Source organism: Streptomyces telluris, assembly GCF_024519335.1.
Taxonomy (GTDB): domain Bacteria; phylum Actinomycetota; class Actinomycetes; order Streptomycetales; family Streptomycetaceae; genus Streptomyces; species Streptomyces telluris.
This window is the reverse complement of record NZ_JANIID010000001.1, coordinates 426,142-441,199: the sequence shown is the minus strand read 5'-3', so window position 1 is coordinate 441,199 and position 15,058 is coordinate 426,142. Positions and strand designations below refer to the sequence as shown.

The window sequence follows — 15,058 nt, the reverse complement described above, 5'->3', positions numbered from 1 at the left end:
GGTTCCGGACACGGGGGTACGGTGTGCCCATGGCGGACGATGCGATCGTCGTGGGGTCGGGTGTCATCGGGCTGACCGCTGCCGTGGTGCTGGCGGAGGCCGGGCGGCGGGTCGCGGTGTGGAGCCGCGAGCGGGCGGCGGAGACCACGTCCGCCGTGGCCGGCGGCCTCTGGTGGCCGTACCGGATCGAGCCCGAGGAGGCGGTCGCCGCCTGGTCGCTGGAGTCCTTGCGGGTGCTGTCCGGCCTCGCCGCGCGCCCCGCGGAGACGGGCGTCCGGCTGGTCGACGGCACCCACGCGAGCACGGCGCCCGAGGAGCAGGGACGCTGGACGGCCGACGTCCCCGGGATCCGCCCGGCCGGGCCCGGCGAGCTGCCCCCGGGTTACGGCCACGGCCTCCGGGCTCGCACTCCCCTGGTGGATATGACGGTATATCTCGGATATCTCCAGGACCGGCTCGCGGCCGCGGGCGGCACCGTCACCGACCGGGACGTGCCGGACCTGGCCGAAGCCGGGCGCGCGGCGCCGCTCGTCGTGAACTGCACCGGCCTCGGCGCCCGCGACCTGGTCCCCGACCCGCTGGTGCACCCCGTGCAGGGACAGGTCGTCGTCGTGGAGAACCCCGGCGTGGACGAGTGGCTGGCCGCGGAGGACCACGGCACGGGCGAGATCCTCTACGTCCTCCCGCAGCCGTACGGGGTGGTCCTCGGGGGCACCGCGCGGGCGCACGTCTGGGACCGCACCCCCTCTCCCGCCACGGCGCGGTCGATCGTCGGCCGCTGCGCCCGCGCGCATCCGCGTCTGGCCGGGGCGCGCGTCCTCGCCCACCGGGTCGGGCTGCGCCCGGCCCGCTCCCCCGCGCGGCTGGAAACCGACGGGCTGCCGAACGGCGCGAGGCTGATTCACAACTACGGGCACGGCGGCGCGGGCGTCACGGTGTCGTGGGGCTGCGCGCTCGCGGTGGCGCGGCTCGCGGACGCGGCGGGCTGCTGAACCCCCGCCCGGCCCGGCCGGCCCGTCAGTCCTGGGCGCGCTGGGTGACCGGGGCGTCCGTGCAGTCGCCGAGGAACTCGTACCAGCGCCGCTGCAGGCAGACGTAGCGGGTGTCCGCCTCGACCAGCCGCAGGAACGACGTCACCGATTCCACCAGCCGCTCGTGGAGCCCGCTCTCGGCGAGGTCGCCGTCGGCGGTGAAGCCCTCGTGCGCCTTGGCGAGGCTGAACATGTCGGGGTAGACGCGCGCCCCCAGGTGTTCGAGCGGAATCCGCAGCGCCCACAGCCCGCGGTTCCCGCCGACCATGGACGGTGACGCCGAGACCAGCAGGGCCTGCTTGTCCTTGAACGGCTGGGGGCGGACGCGGGAGACCCAGTCGATGGCGTTCTTCAGCCCGCCGGGCAGCGAGGCGTTGTACTCCGGCGAGGAGATCACCAGGGCGTCGCACGAGGCCAGGCGGTCGCGCAGCGCGAGCGCTCCGGGCGGCAGGCCCTCGGCGATCTCGGCGTCGCCGTTGTAGAGCGGCATCGAGAACTCGTCCATGTGGGCGTGGTCGACCTCCGCCCCGGTCTCGTCACGGACCAGCCGGGCCACGAGTGCGGCCAGCCGGGCGTTGAGGGAGTCGCCGCGCAGCGACGCGCCGAGCACGAGCACGCGCATGGGTCCGGGTGCGGTTCCGGTGGCCATGGTCCTGCCTCCTTCGGTCCTGCCCGCCGGGTGCCTCCCGGGGAGGCGCCCGGCGGGCCCGGGTCAGACGGTGCTGTGCTGGGCGCGGGGCCGGGAGATGGTCGGGCCCCCGCCGCCGGTGCCGCGCCCGTTCGGCCAGCGCCCGCGGGCACGGCCCGCCAGCCACATCGCCACCGGGCCCAGCGCCGTCAGCATCGCCAGGCAGGCCCACACCCGCATGGCCGCCGACGTGTGCCCCAGCACGACCGACGCCATCAGGCACGCCCCGAACACTCCCGCCCACCACAGGTGCGTGCGGAACGTCGCCGCGCAGTCCCCGGACGCCGACGCGCCCTTCGGCGTCACCACGAACCCCGACCGGCGCCGCAGCAGCGCCTGCGTCAACGCCCGCGCGTACAGCGGCGCCGACACCGCCGACATCACCATCCCCGCCACGCCCGAGGAGCCCTCGGGCTCGTGCGGGCTGACGTTGTGGCGGCGGTTGATGACGTACAGGCAGATCTGCAGCACGGCCGCGTCGCCGTAGAGCATCAGCCACACCTGCGAGGGCACGTTGATCCCCGAGGCCCCGAGGCCGAGGAAGAGGACGCAGGAGACCCCGCCGAGGACCCAGGTCATGGCGGCCATCGGGTAGTAGGCGACCAGCATGCAGTAGTTCCACAGGCTGCCCGGGGACAGCGACCACATGGCCCGCCCGAACTGCCGCAGGAGGGTCTCGAAGGTCCCCCGCGACCAGCGCAGCTGCTGCGAGAAGAAGTCCGTCCACGACGACGGGCCCTCCCCCACCGCCAGGACGTCGGGGGTGTAGACCGAGCGCCAGCGGCGCCCCGTCGCCGGGTTCTTGCGCCGGTGGATCTCCAGGCCCGTGGCCATGTCCTCCGTGATCGAGTCGTAGAAGCCGCCGATCTGCTGCAGCACGCTCACCCGCAGGCAGTTGGACGTCCCCACGAACATCGGCGATCCGTACCGGTTCCCCGCCCGCTGCACCAGCGCGTGGAACAGGAACTGCTGGCTCTCCGCCGCCTTGGTCACCCGGGCCGAATAGTTCCCGTACACCTGCGGCCCCACCACGAACGCCACGTCCGGGTCGCGGAAGTACCCGAGCATCCGCTCCAGGAAGTTCGGCAGCGGCACGTGGTCCGTGTCCACGCACGCCACGAAGTCGTAGCCGTCGCCGTGCGCGTCGAGCCAGGCGTTGTAGTTGCCGTGCTTCGTGCGGGCCCGGAACTTCCCCGACGGCCGGTTGTACCGCGCCACGCCCTTGCGGGAGAAGTGACGCACCCCCAGTCGTGCGCACAGCGCCCGTGCGCCCGGGTCGTCGCCCTCGTCCAGCAGCCACACGTCGACCAGGCCGTCGTAGCAGACCCGCACCGCCCCCTCCAGCGTCGCCGACACCATGGCGAGGGGTTCCTTGCCCGGCACGAACGACGTGCAGAAGGCCACGCGGGCGCCCGGCTGCGCCCGCACCGGCACCGGATCGCGGGCCGCGCAGGAGGCGTGGGCCACCGAGACCACGTTCACCACGCGGAACACCTCGACCAGTCCCATCGACGCCAGCATCGCCACGTCCCCCACCGCCGGCCAACCGCCGCGCACCACCCAGTGCCCCGGCCACATCAGCCACACCAACACCCCTGCCGCCATCAGGGGAGCCAGCGCCACCAGCAGCCCCACCCATACGCTCACCACCCCCTCCCGGCCCGGCATCCGCCGGAACCCCACCCGGTACGTCCCCAGCGGCGGCGGCTCCTCCATCGCTCCCGCCAGCCGGCTGAACCCGTCGTAGTCGTAGGTGCCGCTCGTCCCCGGGTCCGTGAGAGGGGACACGACGCCCCGCTCCCCCGCGGGCCCCGGCACGGCGCTCGCGCCCCCGGCACCCTCGTCGGCGACCACACCGCGCCCCGACACCCGCACTCCACCCACCACCACAACCACCACCCGCTCCCCCGCCGCCGAAACCGCCACCAAAGGGGTTATTAGTCAGCAAAACGTAACAACGCACCGGAGCGATCATCCGACGATTGGGCCCAACACACCCCCCGATCACCCACACAGCCCATACGGCCGTACGACAGGCATATGAACCGATGGCTCACGGTCGGCGATCACCCCTGGTCACCGGCGCCCGGGCCCGTTTCCGCCCCGCAACCGCACCATCCGGCCAAAAGCGGCGGCGCCGCGGCGGGTCCAGTGACCGGGGCGGCGCCGCGCCGGTTGTATGAGTCGCCGGATGACACCTCACGTGCCGAAGGACGAATCACACGGATGACCAACAACCGCATCGCCCACCGCCTCGCGGCCGCAGCGGCGCTGGCCGCCGCACTGAGCGTCGGGGCCGTGCCCACCGCCCTGGCCGACGGCAGGACGGCCCGGCCCGGGGCGCTGTCGCACCACGCCCACGCCGACAAGGCGGTCAAGGCGGACCTGCCGCCCGGCGACGAGGGCGGGTGGCACGGTGACGGCCTCTCCCTCAACGCCGCGGACAACAAGAAGGTCGACCGGTTCCTCGCCCGTGCGCGGTCCGCGGAGCGGACGGTCAGCCCCGAGATGCAGGCGGTGGCCCGCATCAGCCACGCGAACCTGATCGGCTTCGACCACCGGCTGAAGTCGCCGGACTCGCTCAAGCGCAAGGTCGCCACCGCCCTGAAGGAGGCGCCCGGGCAGAGCGTGGACACCGCCCTGTCCAGGATCAGCGACTCCGTCCGCTACACCTTCCAGTGGACGGACGGCAGCTACAGCCGGGGCGTGGCCATCGCCTCCTCCGCCCTGGCCCTGTGGGGCAACGACAGCGTCAAGTGGTCCAACACCTGGGGCCGGAAGCACGGCTACAAGGGCATCAACTCGGCCTGGCGCGACCCGGGCTCCGGGCACGTCTTCGAGGTGCAGTTCCACACCCCGTCGAGCAAGTGGGCCCAGGAGGCGACGCACAAGCTGTACGAGGAGCAGCGGCTGCCCAGCACCTCCCCCGAGCGGGCCCGCGAGCTCCAGGAGCAGCAGGACGCGATCTTCGCCTCGGTGCCCGTTCCGGAAGGCGCGGAGCAGCTCGGCGCTCCCGCGCAGACCCGGCCGACGGACGCGCAGACCCTTCCGGCACCCGTGGACCGTCCCGCCGCCGCGTAGCACACCCTGCCGTACGGGCCCGTGATCCGCACGGCGGAGCGGCCGGCCGGGCAGGGGCCCGCCCCCGCCCGACTGGCCGTTCCGTCGTCGCCGGGGTGCAATTTTCCGGGAGGGCCGGAATCACCGTCGTCCCCGTTTCGCCGGGTGCCCCCGCCTCCGCCACGGTGGGCACCGGCGCGGGCGCTCCGGCCCGCCGCCGTCGGTACGACCGGCCCGTCGCCGGTGCCTCCGGCACGACGCCCGCGATACGAGCAGGAGCCTCCATGATCTTCATCGTCGTCAAGATGACCGTCCGCCCCGAGTACACCGACAAGTGGCTGGAGCTCGTCGGCGACTTCACCCGGGCCACCCGTGACGAGCCGGGCAACCTCTTCTTCGAGTGGTCCAGGAGCGTCGACAACCCGAGCCAGTTCGTCCTGGTGGAGGGCTTCGCCTCCCGCGAGGCCGGGGACGCGCACGTGAACTCCGTGCACTTCAAGACCGCCATGGACACCATGGCGGAGGCCATCGCCACCACGCCGCAGATCATCAGCACCGAGGCCCCCGGCAACGGCTGGTCCGCGATGGCGGAGCTCACTCCGCGCAACCGCTGAGCGGCGGCCCGGCCGGCGCCGGCCGGATCACCCGGACGGCGCAAACGGCGGGGCCTACGCTGTCCGGGTGACCGGTGAGGCGCACGCGCTCGCCGGGCCGGACCGAGGAGGGGGCCTTCCGTGGGGGAGAACAAGCAGCGTCTGCTGGCCGGTGACTGGTACCTGCCGGACGATCCGGAGCTCGCGGACGACCACCGGCGCTGCGTCGGGCTCTGCGCCGACTTCAACGCCGCCGAGCGGCTCCCCTACGCGGAGCGGTTCGCCCTCCTGGAACGGCTCCTGGGTTCGGTGGGCGAGGGCGTACGGATCCGGGCGCCGTTCCGCTGCGACTTCGGCCGTCACATCGGCATCGGCGCGCGGACCTTCGTCAACTTCGGCGCGGTCCTCCTCGACGCCGCGCCGATCACGATCGGGGCGGACGTCCAGATCGGGCCCAACGTCCAGCTGCTCACCCCGCACCACGCCCTGGACGCGGAGCGGCGCCGGGCCGGCTGGGAGAAGGCGATGCCGGTGATGATCGGCGACAACGTCTGGCTGGGCGGCGGCGTGATCGTGTGCCCCGGGGTGACCATCGGGGAGAACACGGTCGTGGGCGCCGGTTCCGTGGTCGTCGCGGACCTGCCTGCCGGTGTGCTGGCGGTCGGCAATCCGGCGCGGGTCGTCCGGGTGCTGGAGCCCTCCGCCGGCTGACGGCCTGCTCCCGGCGCCCCCGGCGGTTCAGGACCGTGCGGGCTCCCCCGGGCGGTCCGGCACCACCAGGTCCCGCGCGAGGGCGACGCGGGAGAGCGTGACGGCCCCGTACAGCACCAGGGCCGCGCCGAGCGCTTCGGGCAGGATCCACCAGCCGCTGCGGACGCGCTCCTCGTACAGGGTGATGCCCAGCGCGAGGCTCACCAGGGCGTCGCCGAGGGTGAGGGCCGGCTGAGAGGCCGTCAGGGGGCCGGATTGCATGGCGTTCTCCAGCAGGAACAGGGCCAGCACGCCCACGAGGGCGAATCCGTACGTCTGCCAGGAGAGGAAGAAGGCGGTGATGCCGCCGTCCTGCCAGGCGTGCGTGGCGTCCTTCATCAGGGCGGCGGTGAGGGCGTAGCCGACGGCGGCCGTGGTGCCGAAGCACAGGGCCCGCAGGCCCCCTTCGGGGTGGCGCAGCGCCGTCGCGGCCAGCGCCGCGATGACGGCGAGGCAGCAGACGAGGGCGATCGTCCAGCGGTCCGCCGGCGGCCGCCCGGTGCCGGGCGAGGGTGCCGCGGCGGCCAGGGCCAGCCCCAGCCCGGCGGCGATGCAGACGGCTCCGCGCCACGCCGGGCGGGTGACCTTGCGGCCCAGCAGGAGACCGCCCAGGAGAAGGGCGAACGGCAGTTCGAGGACGAAGACGGGCTGGACGACGGCCATGGCGCCCTGGGAGAGCGCGAGGGCCTGGAGGCAGGCCGCGGCCATGACGGCGGCCATTCCGCCGAGCCAGGCCTTGCGCCGCAGCAGTTGGGCGAAGAGGGAGAGGCGCAGTCCCGGGGCGAGGGGAACGGTCCGCGCGGCCCGGCGCTGCAGGACGATCGCCAGGGCGTTGGCGGCCGCGGCGAGCAGGGCGAAGAGGAGGGCGGGAAAACTCCGCACGCCGTCACTCCTTTCGTGCCGCACTGCGGAATCGGGTATTCCTGGGGAGCGGATCCGGAATGCCCTTTCTATCTTCTGCCGGTCGCGGGCGGACGGGGCACAGGCGCACCGGTGGCGGAGAATCGCTGGCCGTCCGCACCGAAATCCGGGCGGACATTGACAAGCGCGCACGGCGCCGTAAGGGTTGGCCGGCAGGCAAAAGGCACGGCATTCCCGGCGAGTTGAGCTCTTCCCCCACTTCCGTTCACGGTCGGAGGAAATATGTCCAGACGCTCGTGGTTCGCTGCCCTGGCCCTCGTGGCCGCCTCCGTTTCCGGCCTCGCCGCGGCGCCCGCGGCCCAGGCGGCCGCCGACACCGCGTCAGAAACAGCGACCGGCACCGCCGTCGCGCGCGATTCCGGCGCGCAGCTCCGCGGCCGGCACCCCGAACTCAACGGCGCCAGGCTGAAAGGGGTGAACAGCCCCGCCGTCTATCTGGTCCTGGACGGCAAACGGCGCTGGATCCCCAACCCGGCCACGTACAACAACCTGTTCCGGAACTGGAACGGAATTCAGACCGTCGTCGACATCGCGAGCATCGACGACGGCGGCCAGCTGTCCGACGGCGCCATTCTCGCGAAATCGCCCGACGGTCCCGCGGTGTATCTGGTGAGCAACGGCATCAAGCGCTGGATCACCAGCCCGGCCGCGATGGACAAGTACTACTTCGACTGGAACAAGATCGTCAATATCTCCCCCGTGGCCCTGAACGCGATCCCCACGGGCGCCGCCATCTCCTAGCGCCCGCTGCTCCGTTCGAGGGACCGCCGTCCGGGACGGCGGCGGGCCCTCTTCGACCCCCGGGCCCCCTCGGTCCCGGCTGCAACCACCGGCCGGTGCTATCAGTCTTACGTCATATGGGAACACTTAGCAGAAGGAACACGGCGCGGCCGGCAGCGGCACGCCGGCTCGGGGTGCTGCTGGGCGCCCTCGGGCTGGCGGCGCCGCTGACGCTGGCGATGGGCGGGTCCGCCGAGGCGGCCCCCTCCTGCACGACGAGGACCGGGCCCTATCAGAAGGAGGCCGAGAAGTTCCTGGGCAGACCGGTCGACGGGCAGCAGTCGCCCGCCGACTGCAAGGCCATCCAGGACTTCCAGACCAGTCGCCGCATCACTCCGAACATCGGCTTCGCGGGGCCGATCACCTGGGGGGTGATGCAGGAGGAGATCACCCGCCGGGACCCCAACGCCGCGGGGAAGTGCCCGGTGGACAAGGGCCGGATAGCCTGCGTCGACCTCGGCCGCCAGATCAGCTGGATACAGGACGGCAAGGCCCTCAAGTTCGGCCCGGTGCCGGTGCGCACCGGGCGTGACGGCTACGAGACGCGGACCGGCGCCAAGAAGATCTACTGGCGCTCGGCCGACCACTGGTCGACGATCTACAAGGTGCGGATGCCCTACGCGCAGTTCTTCGACGGCGGGCAGGCCTTCCACGCCATCGACGGCAGCGTCTGGTCGCCGCCCGGCTCGCACGGCTGCGTGAACATGCGCATCGCCGACGCCAGGACGTACTGGTCCATGCTGGGCAACGGGGACGACGTCTTCGTCTACGGCCGCAAGCCCGGCACCTGAGCGGACCCGGAGAACCCCTCCGCTCCGCGGTCCCACGGCCCCCGCACCCCGAGCGCGGGGGCCGTCCCGCCGCCGCCCGCGGCCTCCCGCCGGGCGCCCGTCCGGCAGCCGCCCGGCCCTCGCCCCGCCTCGCCGAACACTCATACGAGTAAAGGGGGTTTGTTTCCTCTTCACTCACCGTGGAGTCTCCGATAGACATGCGTCAGGTCCCACGGATGGGTGGTCACGGATGACACCGAAGACGAGCACGTCCGCACGTTCCCTCGACGACTTCCTCACCGCCTCGGCCGCCGTGACCGGCTTCGACGCCTTCGAGCTCCACGGCACCGGCATGGCCGAGCTCTACCACGCGACCGCACGCGAGCAGGTCGGGGAGCCGGCCCTCGGCCGCTTCCTCGACGCCCTCGCCGCCGCCGGCGGCGACCCCGACGGCATCACCGACGAGACCTCGCGCGACATCGCCCGCGCCCTCGCCCACACCTGGTACCTGGGCGTGTGGCCGCAGCTCGCCGGGTCCGTCCACACCGCCCTCGGCCGGGAGCGGGCCAACACCGCCTTCACCGTCTCCCCCGAGGCCCACACGGAGGGCCTGGTGTGGCGCACCTTCCACGGGCACCCCGCCGGGGCCAAGCCGCCCGGCTTCGGCACCTGGGCCGATCCGCCGCCCGGCGCCCCGGCCGTCGCCCGGGCGGGCGAGGGCCTGCCCGGTGCGCCCGGCCCGCACGGAGACGGCGCATGAGCCCGGCACCCCGCCACGGCCGCGGGCGGTACGACGTCATCGTGGTCGGCGCCGGCCTGTCCGGCTCGCTCGTCGCCAAGGAGCTGGGGGACAAGGGCTGGCGCGTCCTCGTCCTGGAGGCGGGCACCGGCACCCTGGACTCCTGGCCCGGCCACCTCGACGCCCTCGACACCTTCTACGGCGCCCTGGCCAAGGTGCCCAACTCCCCCTACCGGCCCAACGCCGCGGCCCCCTCCCCCGACGTCCTCGACCTCACCGGCCTCCCCTCCGGCGGCTACCGGGCCCACGGCTACTTCGTCCAGCAGGGCCCCCTCCCCTACGCCACCGACTACCTGCGCGCCCGCGGCGGCACCGTCCTGCACTGGCTCGGGCTGACGCCGCGCATGCACCCCGAGGACTTCCGGACCCGCCGGACCTACGGCTACGGCCGCGACTGGCCCCTCGGCTACGACGACCTGGAGCCCCACTACCGCGCGGCCGAACGGGCCCTCGGCGTCGCGGGCAACGCCGCCGAGCAGGCCGCCGCGATCGGCCTCCCCTTCCCCGACGGCTACGTCTACCCGATGCACGAGATCCCCCGGAGCTACGTCGACGACGTCTTCGCCGCCCGCCTCGACGGGGCCGCGGTCCGGGAGGCCCCCGGCGCCCCGGCCACCACCCTGCGCGTCGTCGGCACCCCCCACGCCCGCAACAGCACCCCCGACCGGCGCTACGACGCGGGACGGGGCTACCGCCCGGTCGGCGCGGCCGGCCTGCCCAACTACGGGGAGCGCTGCGTGGGCAACGCCTCCTGCGTGCCGATCTGCCCGGTGCAGGCCAAGTACACCCCGCTCAAGACCCAGGCCGCGTGGGACCGCCGGCGGGTCCGGCTGCTCACCCACGCCGTCGTCAGCCGCGTCCTGGCCGACGGCAACGGCCGCGCCCTCGGCGTCGAGTACCAGGAGTACGAGGACCCGGCGGCCCCCGTCGCCACCACCCGTACGGCCGAGGCGGACGTCGTCGTCCTGGCCGCCCACGCCGTCGAGAACGCCCGGCTGCTCCTCGTCTCCCGGCTCGCCGGCCACAGCGACCAGGTCGGGCGGAACCTGATGGACCACCCGGTCCTGCTCGGCTGGGGCCTGGCGGGCCACCCGGTCGGACCATTCCGCGGACCCGCGTCCACCTCGGGTCTGGAGAGCTTCCGCACCGGCCCCGCCCGGCGCGAGCGGGCCCCCTTCCGCATCGAGATCAGCAACTGGGGATGGGGCTGGCCCACGGGCTCCCCGGGCAGCGACGTGGCCCGGCTGCTGGGCATCGGGGCCGACTCCGCGCAGCCGCGCGGCAAGGGCGTCTTCGGCGCCCGGCTGCGCGCCGCGCTGGGCGAGCAGATCGGCCGCCAGGTCTCCGTGCAGTTCCTCATGGAGCAGGAGGCCGAGGAGCGCAACAGGGTCACCGTCGACCCGCGCCACCGCGACCGGCTCGGCAATCCGCGCCCGGTCATCACCTACGACCTCTCCGACCGGGTCAAGCGCGGGATGGCCGCGGCGAGGACCGTCTCCGGCGAGATCTTCCGCCTGCTGGGAGCCGAGGACCGCACCGCCTACGCGCCCGGCCCCCTCTCCCCCGGCCACTTCCGCTTCGAGGGCCGCGGCTTCACCTTCAACGGCGCCGGGCACGGCGGCGGGACGCACATCATGGGCGCCTCCCGCGGCACCTCCGTCGTCGATGCGTGGCAGCGCTGCTGGGACCACCCCAACCTCTACGCCGTGGGGTGCGGCAGCATGCCCTCGATGGGCACGTCCAACCCCTCGCTGACCATGGCCGCCCTCGCCCTGCGCAGCAGCGAGCGCATCCACCGCGACCTGACGGAATCTCACCGGCCCGCCGCCGTGGGACCGCCCGCCGCCGCCGCTCCGCACGGCCGGAAGGAGGGCCGGGCATGAGCGCCCTTCCCCCGCCCGCGGCCCTCGCCGGCCTCTCGGCCGAGCCGTCCCGGGTCGAGGAGCCGCCGTTCCGGGTCCCGCGCGACCGCGCCGACCTGCACGTCTTCCTGCAGGCCGCGCTGACGCTGGAACACCTCACCATCCCGCCCTACCTGACGGCGATGTACACCCTGCGGCCCGGCACCAACCGGACCGCCTTCTACGCGATCCGGGCCGTCGTGCTCGAAGAGATGCTGCACATGACGCTGGTGGCCAACCTCCTCAACGCCGTCGGCGGCACGCCCCTGGTCGCCCACTCCCGGTTCGTCACCGGTTATCCGGCCCTGCTCCCCTACAGCCGCGACAAGGTCCCCGTCGCCCTGCGCCACTTCGGGACGGCGGCGCTGGACACCTTCCTGTACATCGAGCGCCCGGAGTACGTGGCGGAGCCGCCCGGCCACCCCTCCGTGGCCGGCGACACCGGCTGGACGTCGATCGGGCAGTTCTACAACACCATCCGCACGGGGCTGGTCCGGCTGGCGGAGGAGCTGGGCGAGGCCGAGCTGTTCCGGGGCGACCCCCGGCGCCAGGTGGGCCCGGAGGACTTCTACAACTCCGGCGGCGAGGTCTTCCCCGTGACCGGGCTGGCCTCCGCCCTCACGGCCCTGCGCGTGATCACCGAGCAGGGCGAGGGCGTGAGCCGCACCATCTACAACACCGACGACCAGCTCTTCGGCGAGGCCCGCGAGCCCGCGCACTACTTCCGGTTCGACGAGATCCGCCGGCGGCGCCGCTACGGCCCGCACGACACCCCGGCCTCCGGGCCCACCGGCCCGGCCCTCGACGTCAGCTGGGAGGACGCCTACCCCATCGACCCCGAGGCCAAGGTCGCCCACTACCCGCCGAGCAGCGCGGTACGCCGCGCCGCCGAGCGCTTCAACGCGACCTACGCACGGCTGCTGTGGGTGCTGGAAGAGGCGTTCACCCGGGATCCGGCGGTGATGCAGGCGGCCGTCCCGACCATGCTGCGGCTGCGCGACCTGTCGGTGCAGCTGTCCCGCAATCCGCACCCCGACCCGGCCCGGCGCGCCCGCGGGCTGTACGCCTCCGCGACGTACGAGATCACCGCGGAGCTCCTCGGCGAGGCCCGCCGCAGCCTGCCCGGCAACGTTCCCGGCAGCACCGCGCTGCCGGGCGGTCCGAAGTGGTGAGACGGGTGCTGCCCGGGGCGCGGGGCCGGCACCCCGCGCCCCGGGCAGGGAGGGTCAGGCGGTCATGCCGCCGTCGGCCACCAGGTCGTGGCCGACCACGAAGCTCGCCGCGTCCGAGGCGAGCCACTGCACCGCGGCGACGATCTCCTCCGTCTCCGCCACGCGCCCGATCGGCACCGTTCCGGCCACCCGCGCGTCGCGGTCGGCCTCGGTCTCGCCGGGGCGGAAGGACATGGAGGTGTTGGAGGCGCCGGGGCTGACGGCGTTGATGCGGATGCCGTCCTTGATGTGGTCCAGCGCGGCCACGCGCGTCAGCGCGCTGACGCCCGCCTTGGAGGCGACGTAGGCGGCCATGCCGGGGCGGCGGCCGTGGAAGCCGATGTTGGACGAGGCGTTGACGATCACACCGCCGCCGTGCTCGCGCATGTGGGCGATCTCGTACTTCATCGACAGCATCACGCCGGTGAGGTTGACGCCCAGCAGCCGGTGCCAGGAGGCGAGGTCGGTGTCGGCCAGGGGCGTCGGCCGGGCGAAGAGCCCGGCGTTGTTGTGCGCGATGTGCAGGCCGCCGTGGCGGGACACCGCCGTGGCGACCATCGCCTCGACGTCCTGGGCGCTGGTGACGTCCGCGGCGACGGCGCTGGCCTTGCCGCCCTCCTCCTCGATGAGCCGTACGGTCTCCGCGGCGGGCTCCAGCGCGACGTCGACGGCGACGACGGTGGCTCCCCGGCGTGCGAAGGCCAGGGCACTGGCCCGGCCTATGCCGGAGCCCGCCCCGGTGACGAGGGCGACCTTGCCTTCGAACTGTGCGGTCATCTGGTTCTCCTCCAACTGGGGTTCTCCCCGGCCGGCCGGGTGTTCCGCCGGCCGGGCCGGGGCTCGGACGGGGTCAGGACGTGGGCAGGGCGATCGACTGCGAGTGCCGGAAGACGTTCCGCGGGTCGTAGGCGGCCTTCACCCGCTGCAGGCGCGGGTAGTTGTCCTTGTAGTAGAGCGTGTACCAGGGCACGCCCGACTTGTTCTGCTGCGGGTCGGCGATGTCGCTGTCGGGGTAGTTGATGTAGCAGCCGTCGGTGGCCGGCCCGGGGACCGGGTAGCCGCCGGTGGAGGCGAAGACCTCGGTGTAGATCTCCCGGGTCCAGGCCAGGTTCTGGGGGTCCTGCTTCTTGTCGGGCCAGAAGCTCTGGAAGAGGCCCTTGAAGAGGGAGTCGCGCTGGGCGGAGGCCGTGTCGCCGGAGCGCACGGTGTTGATCTTCCCGCCGTAGGACAGCAGGACCACCATGGAGTTGGGGTTCTGCAGATCGGTCCGGGTCAGGTGCTTGTACATCGACGCGATCTGGGCGTCGTTGAAGCCCTTGCGCAGGTACGCGGACTTGTGGATGCCGCGCAGGGTGGGGTTGGTGAGCGTGGGGTTGTTGGTGCCCAGGAAGCGGACGGAGGCCAGCCAGGGCACCCGCTGGGGGGTGAAGAAGTCGGGCATGGGGCCCTGCTCGCCGACGGCGGAGGTCAGCGGCTCGGGCTTGATGCCGAGCGCGGACGTGATGGAGGCGACGTAGGCGGTGATGAGCTTCTCGGCGTCGGGGACGCCGGCGTCCATCTGGGTGAGCAGCCCGATGCTGTTGTTCGCCTTGTGATTGATCATCAGGAAGCTGCACAGCGACGCGTAGGGCGAGTCGGGGCCGGCGTTCTTCTCGTGCCAGGTCCCGAAGTTCTTCACCAGCGTGGTGAAGCGCGCCTTGTCGAGCTTGCTCCACGGCAGCGAGATGGCGCTGACGAAGACGTCCTTCGGCGGGTGCATCAGCTGCTTGGCGGGGGCGCTGCCGGTCGCGCCCGGGGAGCGGAACCAGTAGCGGGTGATCACGCCGAAGTTGCCGCCGCCCCCGCCGGTGTGCGCCCACCACAGGTCGCGGTGGGGGTCGTCGGCCTCGCGGGTCGCGACCACGGCCCGCGCGGTGCCGTCGGCGTTCACGACGACGACCTCGACGGCGTAGAGGTGATCGATGGTGAGGCCCTGCTTGCGCGAGAGCATTCCGTAGCCACCGCCGCTGATGTGACCCCCGACGCCCACGGAATAGCACATGCCGCCGGGGAGGGCCACCCCCCAGCCCTTGTAGAGCGCTTCGTAGACGTGCAGCAGCGTGGCCCCGGCCTCGACGCAGAAGGCCTTGCGCTGCTCGTCATAGGTGACCTGGTCCATCGTGGTCATGTCGATGACGATGCGCACGTCGGGGTGGTAGACGAAGTCCGCGTAGCAGTGGCCGCCGCCGCGTATGGACAGCCGTTTGCCGGCCTTGACCGCCTCCTGGACGGTCTGGACGACCTGTTCGGTGGTGTGGACGATGCGCACGGAATCGGGGCGGCCCACCCAGCGGGTGTTGTTGCCGACGACCAGGTCCGCGTAGCGCGGGTCGTCCGGCAGGACGGTGACCGCCGCAGGTGCACCCGCGCCGGCCTCCGCCCCGGCGCCGGTGCCCGCCGCGGCGGCCCGGGTGGGCGCGAGGCCCGTCTGTGTCACGGCGGCACCGGCCACGGCGGCGGCGGTGCCGGTCAGCATGGTTCGTCTGTTCAGCATGCCCATGGTTCTCTCTGTGCG

General features: G+C 73.2%; 14 protein-coding genes. 9 read left to right on the top strand and 5 right to left on the bottom strand.

Translation table 11 applies throughout. The annotated features are described in order from the left end of the window. Positions 1–29: 29 nt before the first annotated feature. The gene (locus NQU55_RS01750; protein WP_168091848.1) at positions 30–992 is read left to right on the top strand and encodes an FAD-dependent oxidoreductase; all 963 of its coding nucleotides are present in this window, start codon (positions 30–32) and stop codon (positions 990–992) included. A gap of 25 nt (positions 993–1,017) precedes the next feature. Here the strand turns inward: NQU55_RS01750 and NQU55_RS01745 are convergent, their stop codons facing one another. Further along, the gene (locus NQU55_RS01745) at positions 1,018–1,680 is read right to left on the bottom strand and encodes an NADPH-dependent FMN reductase (protein WP_240976206.1); all 663 of its coding nucleotides are present in this window, start codon (positions 1,678–1,680) and stop codon (positions 1,018–1,020) included. 63 nt (positions 1,681–1,743) lie between these two features. Then, positions 1,744–3,507: a glycosyltransferase family 2 protein gene (locus tag NQU55_RS01740; protein ID WP_372504601.1), complete on the bottom strand. Its 1,764-nt coding sequence runs from the start codon at positions 3,505–3,507 to the stop codon at positions 1,744–1,746. 438 nt (positions 3,508–3,945) lie between these two features. On the opposite strand from NQU55_RS01740, the gene NQU55_RS01735 reads away from it, so the two are divergent. The 3 genes from NQU55_RS01735 to NQU55_RS01725 all read left to right on the top strand — a co-directional run bounded on the left by NQU55_RS01735 (position 3,946) and on the right by NQU55_RS01725 (position 6,083). Continuing rightward, complete coding sequence (locus NQU55_RS01735) at positions 3,946–4,800, top strand: ATP nucleotide 3'-pyrophosphokinase (RefSeq protein WP_168091847.1); 855 nt, start codon at positions 3,946–3,948, stop codon at positions 4,798–4,800. 263 nt (positions 4,801–5,063) lie between these two features. Continuing rightward, a complete protein-coding gene (locus NQU55_RS01730) occupies positions 5,064–5,393 on the top strand; it encodes a putative quinol monooxygenase (protein WP_058041714.1) in 330 nt (109 codons plus the stop codon). A gap of 120 nt (positions 5,394–5,513) precedes the next feature. Continuing rightward, a complete protein-coding gene (locus NQU55_RS01725; RefSeq protein ID WP_168091846.1) occupies positions 5,514–6,083 on the top strand; it encodes a sugar O-acetyltransferase in 570 nt (189 codons plus the stop codon). 27 nt (positions 6,084–6,110) lie between these two features. Here NQU55_RS01725 and NQU55_RS01720 read toward each other — a convergent pair whose 3' ends face one another. Further along, positions 6,111–7,004 (bottom strand): DMT family transporter, encoded by an 894-nt coding sequence (locus NQU55_RS01720; RefSeq protein ID WP_168091845.1) that lies wholly within the window; start codon positions 7,002–7,004, stop codon positions 6,111–6,113. A 261-nt stretch (positions 7,005–7,265) separates the two neighbouring features. Between NQU55_RS01720 and NQU55_RS01715 the strand changes: the two genes are divergently transcribed. The 5 genes from NQU55_RS01715 to NQU55_RS01690 all read left to right on the top strand — a co-directional run bounded on the left by NQU55_RS01715 (position 7,266) and on the right by NQU55_RS01690 (position 12,465). Next, entirely contained in the window at positions 7,266–7,784 is a 519-nt protein-coding gene (locus tag NQU55_RS01715; protein WP_256789479.1) for a hypothetical protein, read from the top strand. 116 nt (positions 7,785–7,900) lie between these two features. Continuing rightward, positions 7,901–8,614: a L,D-transpeptidase gene (locus tag NQU55_RS01710; protein ID WP_168091843.1), complete on the top strand. Its 714-nt coding sequence runs from the start codon at positions 7,901–7,903 to the stop codon at positions 8,612–8,614. A gap of 229 nt (positions 8,615–8,843) precedes the next feature. Continuing rightward, positions 8,844–9,353, top strand: a complete 510-nt coding sequence (locus NQU55_RS01705; protein WP_168091842.1) for a hypothetical protein — start codon at positions 8,844–8,846, stop codon at positions 9,351–9,353. Then, positions 9,350–11,275 carry a GMC family oxidoreductase gene (locus NQU55_RS01695; protein WP_168091841.1) on the top strand — a complete coding sequence of 642 codons (1,926 nt, stop codon included), beginning with the start codon at positions 9,350–9,352 and terminating at the stop codon, positions 11,273–11,275. The genes NQU55_RS01705 and NQU55_RS01695 overlap by 4 nt, the downstream gene beginning before the upstream one ends. Continuing rightward, positions 11,272–12,465 carry a ferritin-like domain-containing protein gene (locus tag NQU55_RS01690; RefSeq protein ID WP_168091840.1) on the top strand — a complete coding sequence of 398 codons (1,194 nt, stop codon included), beginning with the start codon at positions 11,272–11,274 and terminating at the stop codon, positions 12,463–12,465. Before NQU55_RS01695 ends, NQU55_RS01690 begins: the two co-directional genes overlap by 4 nt. A 54-nt stretch (positions 12,466–12,519) precedes the next feature. Here the strand turns inward: NQU55_RS01690 and NQU55_RS01685 are convergent, their stop codons facing one another. Continuing rightward, positions 12,520–13,281 carry an SDR family NAD(P)-dependent oxidoreductase gene (locus tag NQU55_RS01685; RefSeq protein WP_168091839.1) on the bottom strand — a complete coding sequence of 254 codons (762 nt, stop codon included), beginning with the start codon at positions 13,279–13,281 and terminating at the stop codon, positions 12,520–12,522. 73 nt (positions 13,282–13,354) lie between these two features. Beyond that, positions 13,355–15,043, bottom strand: coding sequence for an FAD-binding oxidoreductase (locus NQU55_RS01680; RefSeq protein ID WP_168091838.1), 1,689 nt, complete (start codon positions 15,041–15,043; stop codon positions 13,355–13,357). Positions 15,044–15,058 lie beyond the last annotated feature (15 nt).

Coding starts and splice junctions, on each gene's coding strand:
- NQU55_RS01680 (WP_168091838.1), bottom strand. CDS start 15,043: ATGGGCATGCTGAACAGACGAACCATGCTGACCGGCACCGCCGCCGCC.
- NQU55_RS01750 (WP_168091848.1), top strand. CDS start 30: ATGGCGGACGATGCGATCGTCGTGGGGTCGGGTGTCATCGGGCTGACC.
- NQU55_RS01695 (WP_168091841.1), top strand. CDS start 9,350: ATGAGCCCGGCACCCCGCCACGGCCGCGGGCGGTACGACGTCATCGTG.
- NQU55_RS01685 (WP_168091839.1), bottom strand. CDS start 13,281: ATGACCGCACAGTTCGAAGGCAAGGTCGCCCTCGTCACCGGGGCGGGC.
- NQU55_RS01745 (WP_240976206.1), bottom strand. CDS start 1,680: ATGGCCACCGGAACCGCACCCGGACCCATGCGCGTGCTCGTGCTCGGC.
- NQU55_RS01715 (WP_256789479.1), top strand. CDS start 7,266: ATGTCCAGACGCTCGTGGTTCGCTGCCCTGGCCCTCGTGGCCGCCTCC.
- NQU55_RS01730 (WP_058041714.1), top strand. CDS start 5,064: ATGATCTTCATCGTCGTCAAGATGACCGTCCGCCCCGAGTACACCGAC.
- NQU55_RS01710 (WP_168091843.1), top strand. CDS start 7,901: ATGGGAACACTTAGCAGAAGGAACACGGCGCGGCCGGCAGCGGCACGC.
- NQU55_RS01735 (WP_168091847.1), top strand. CDS start 3,946: ATGACCAACAACCGCATCGCCCACCGCCTCGCGGCCGCAGCGGCGCTG.
- NQU55_RS01690 (WP_168091840.1), top strand. CDS start 11,272: ATGAGCGCCCTTCCCCCGCCCGCGGCCCTCGCCGGCCTCTCGGCCGAG.
- NQU55_RS01705 (WP_168091842.1), top strand. CDS start 8,844: ATGACACCGAAGACGAGCACGTCCGCACGTTCCCTCGACGACTTCCTC.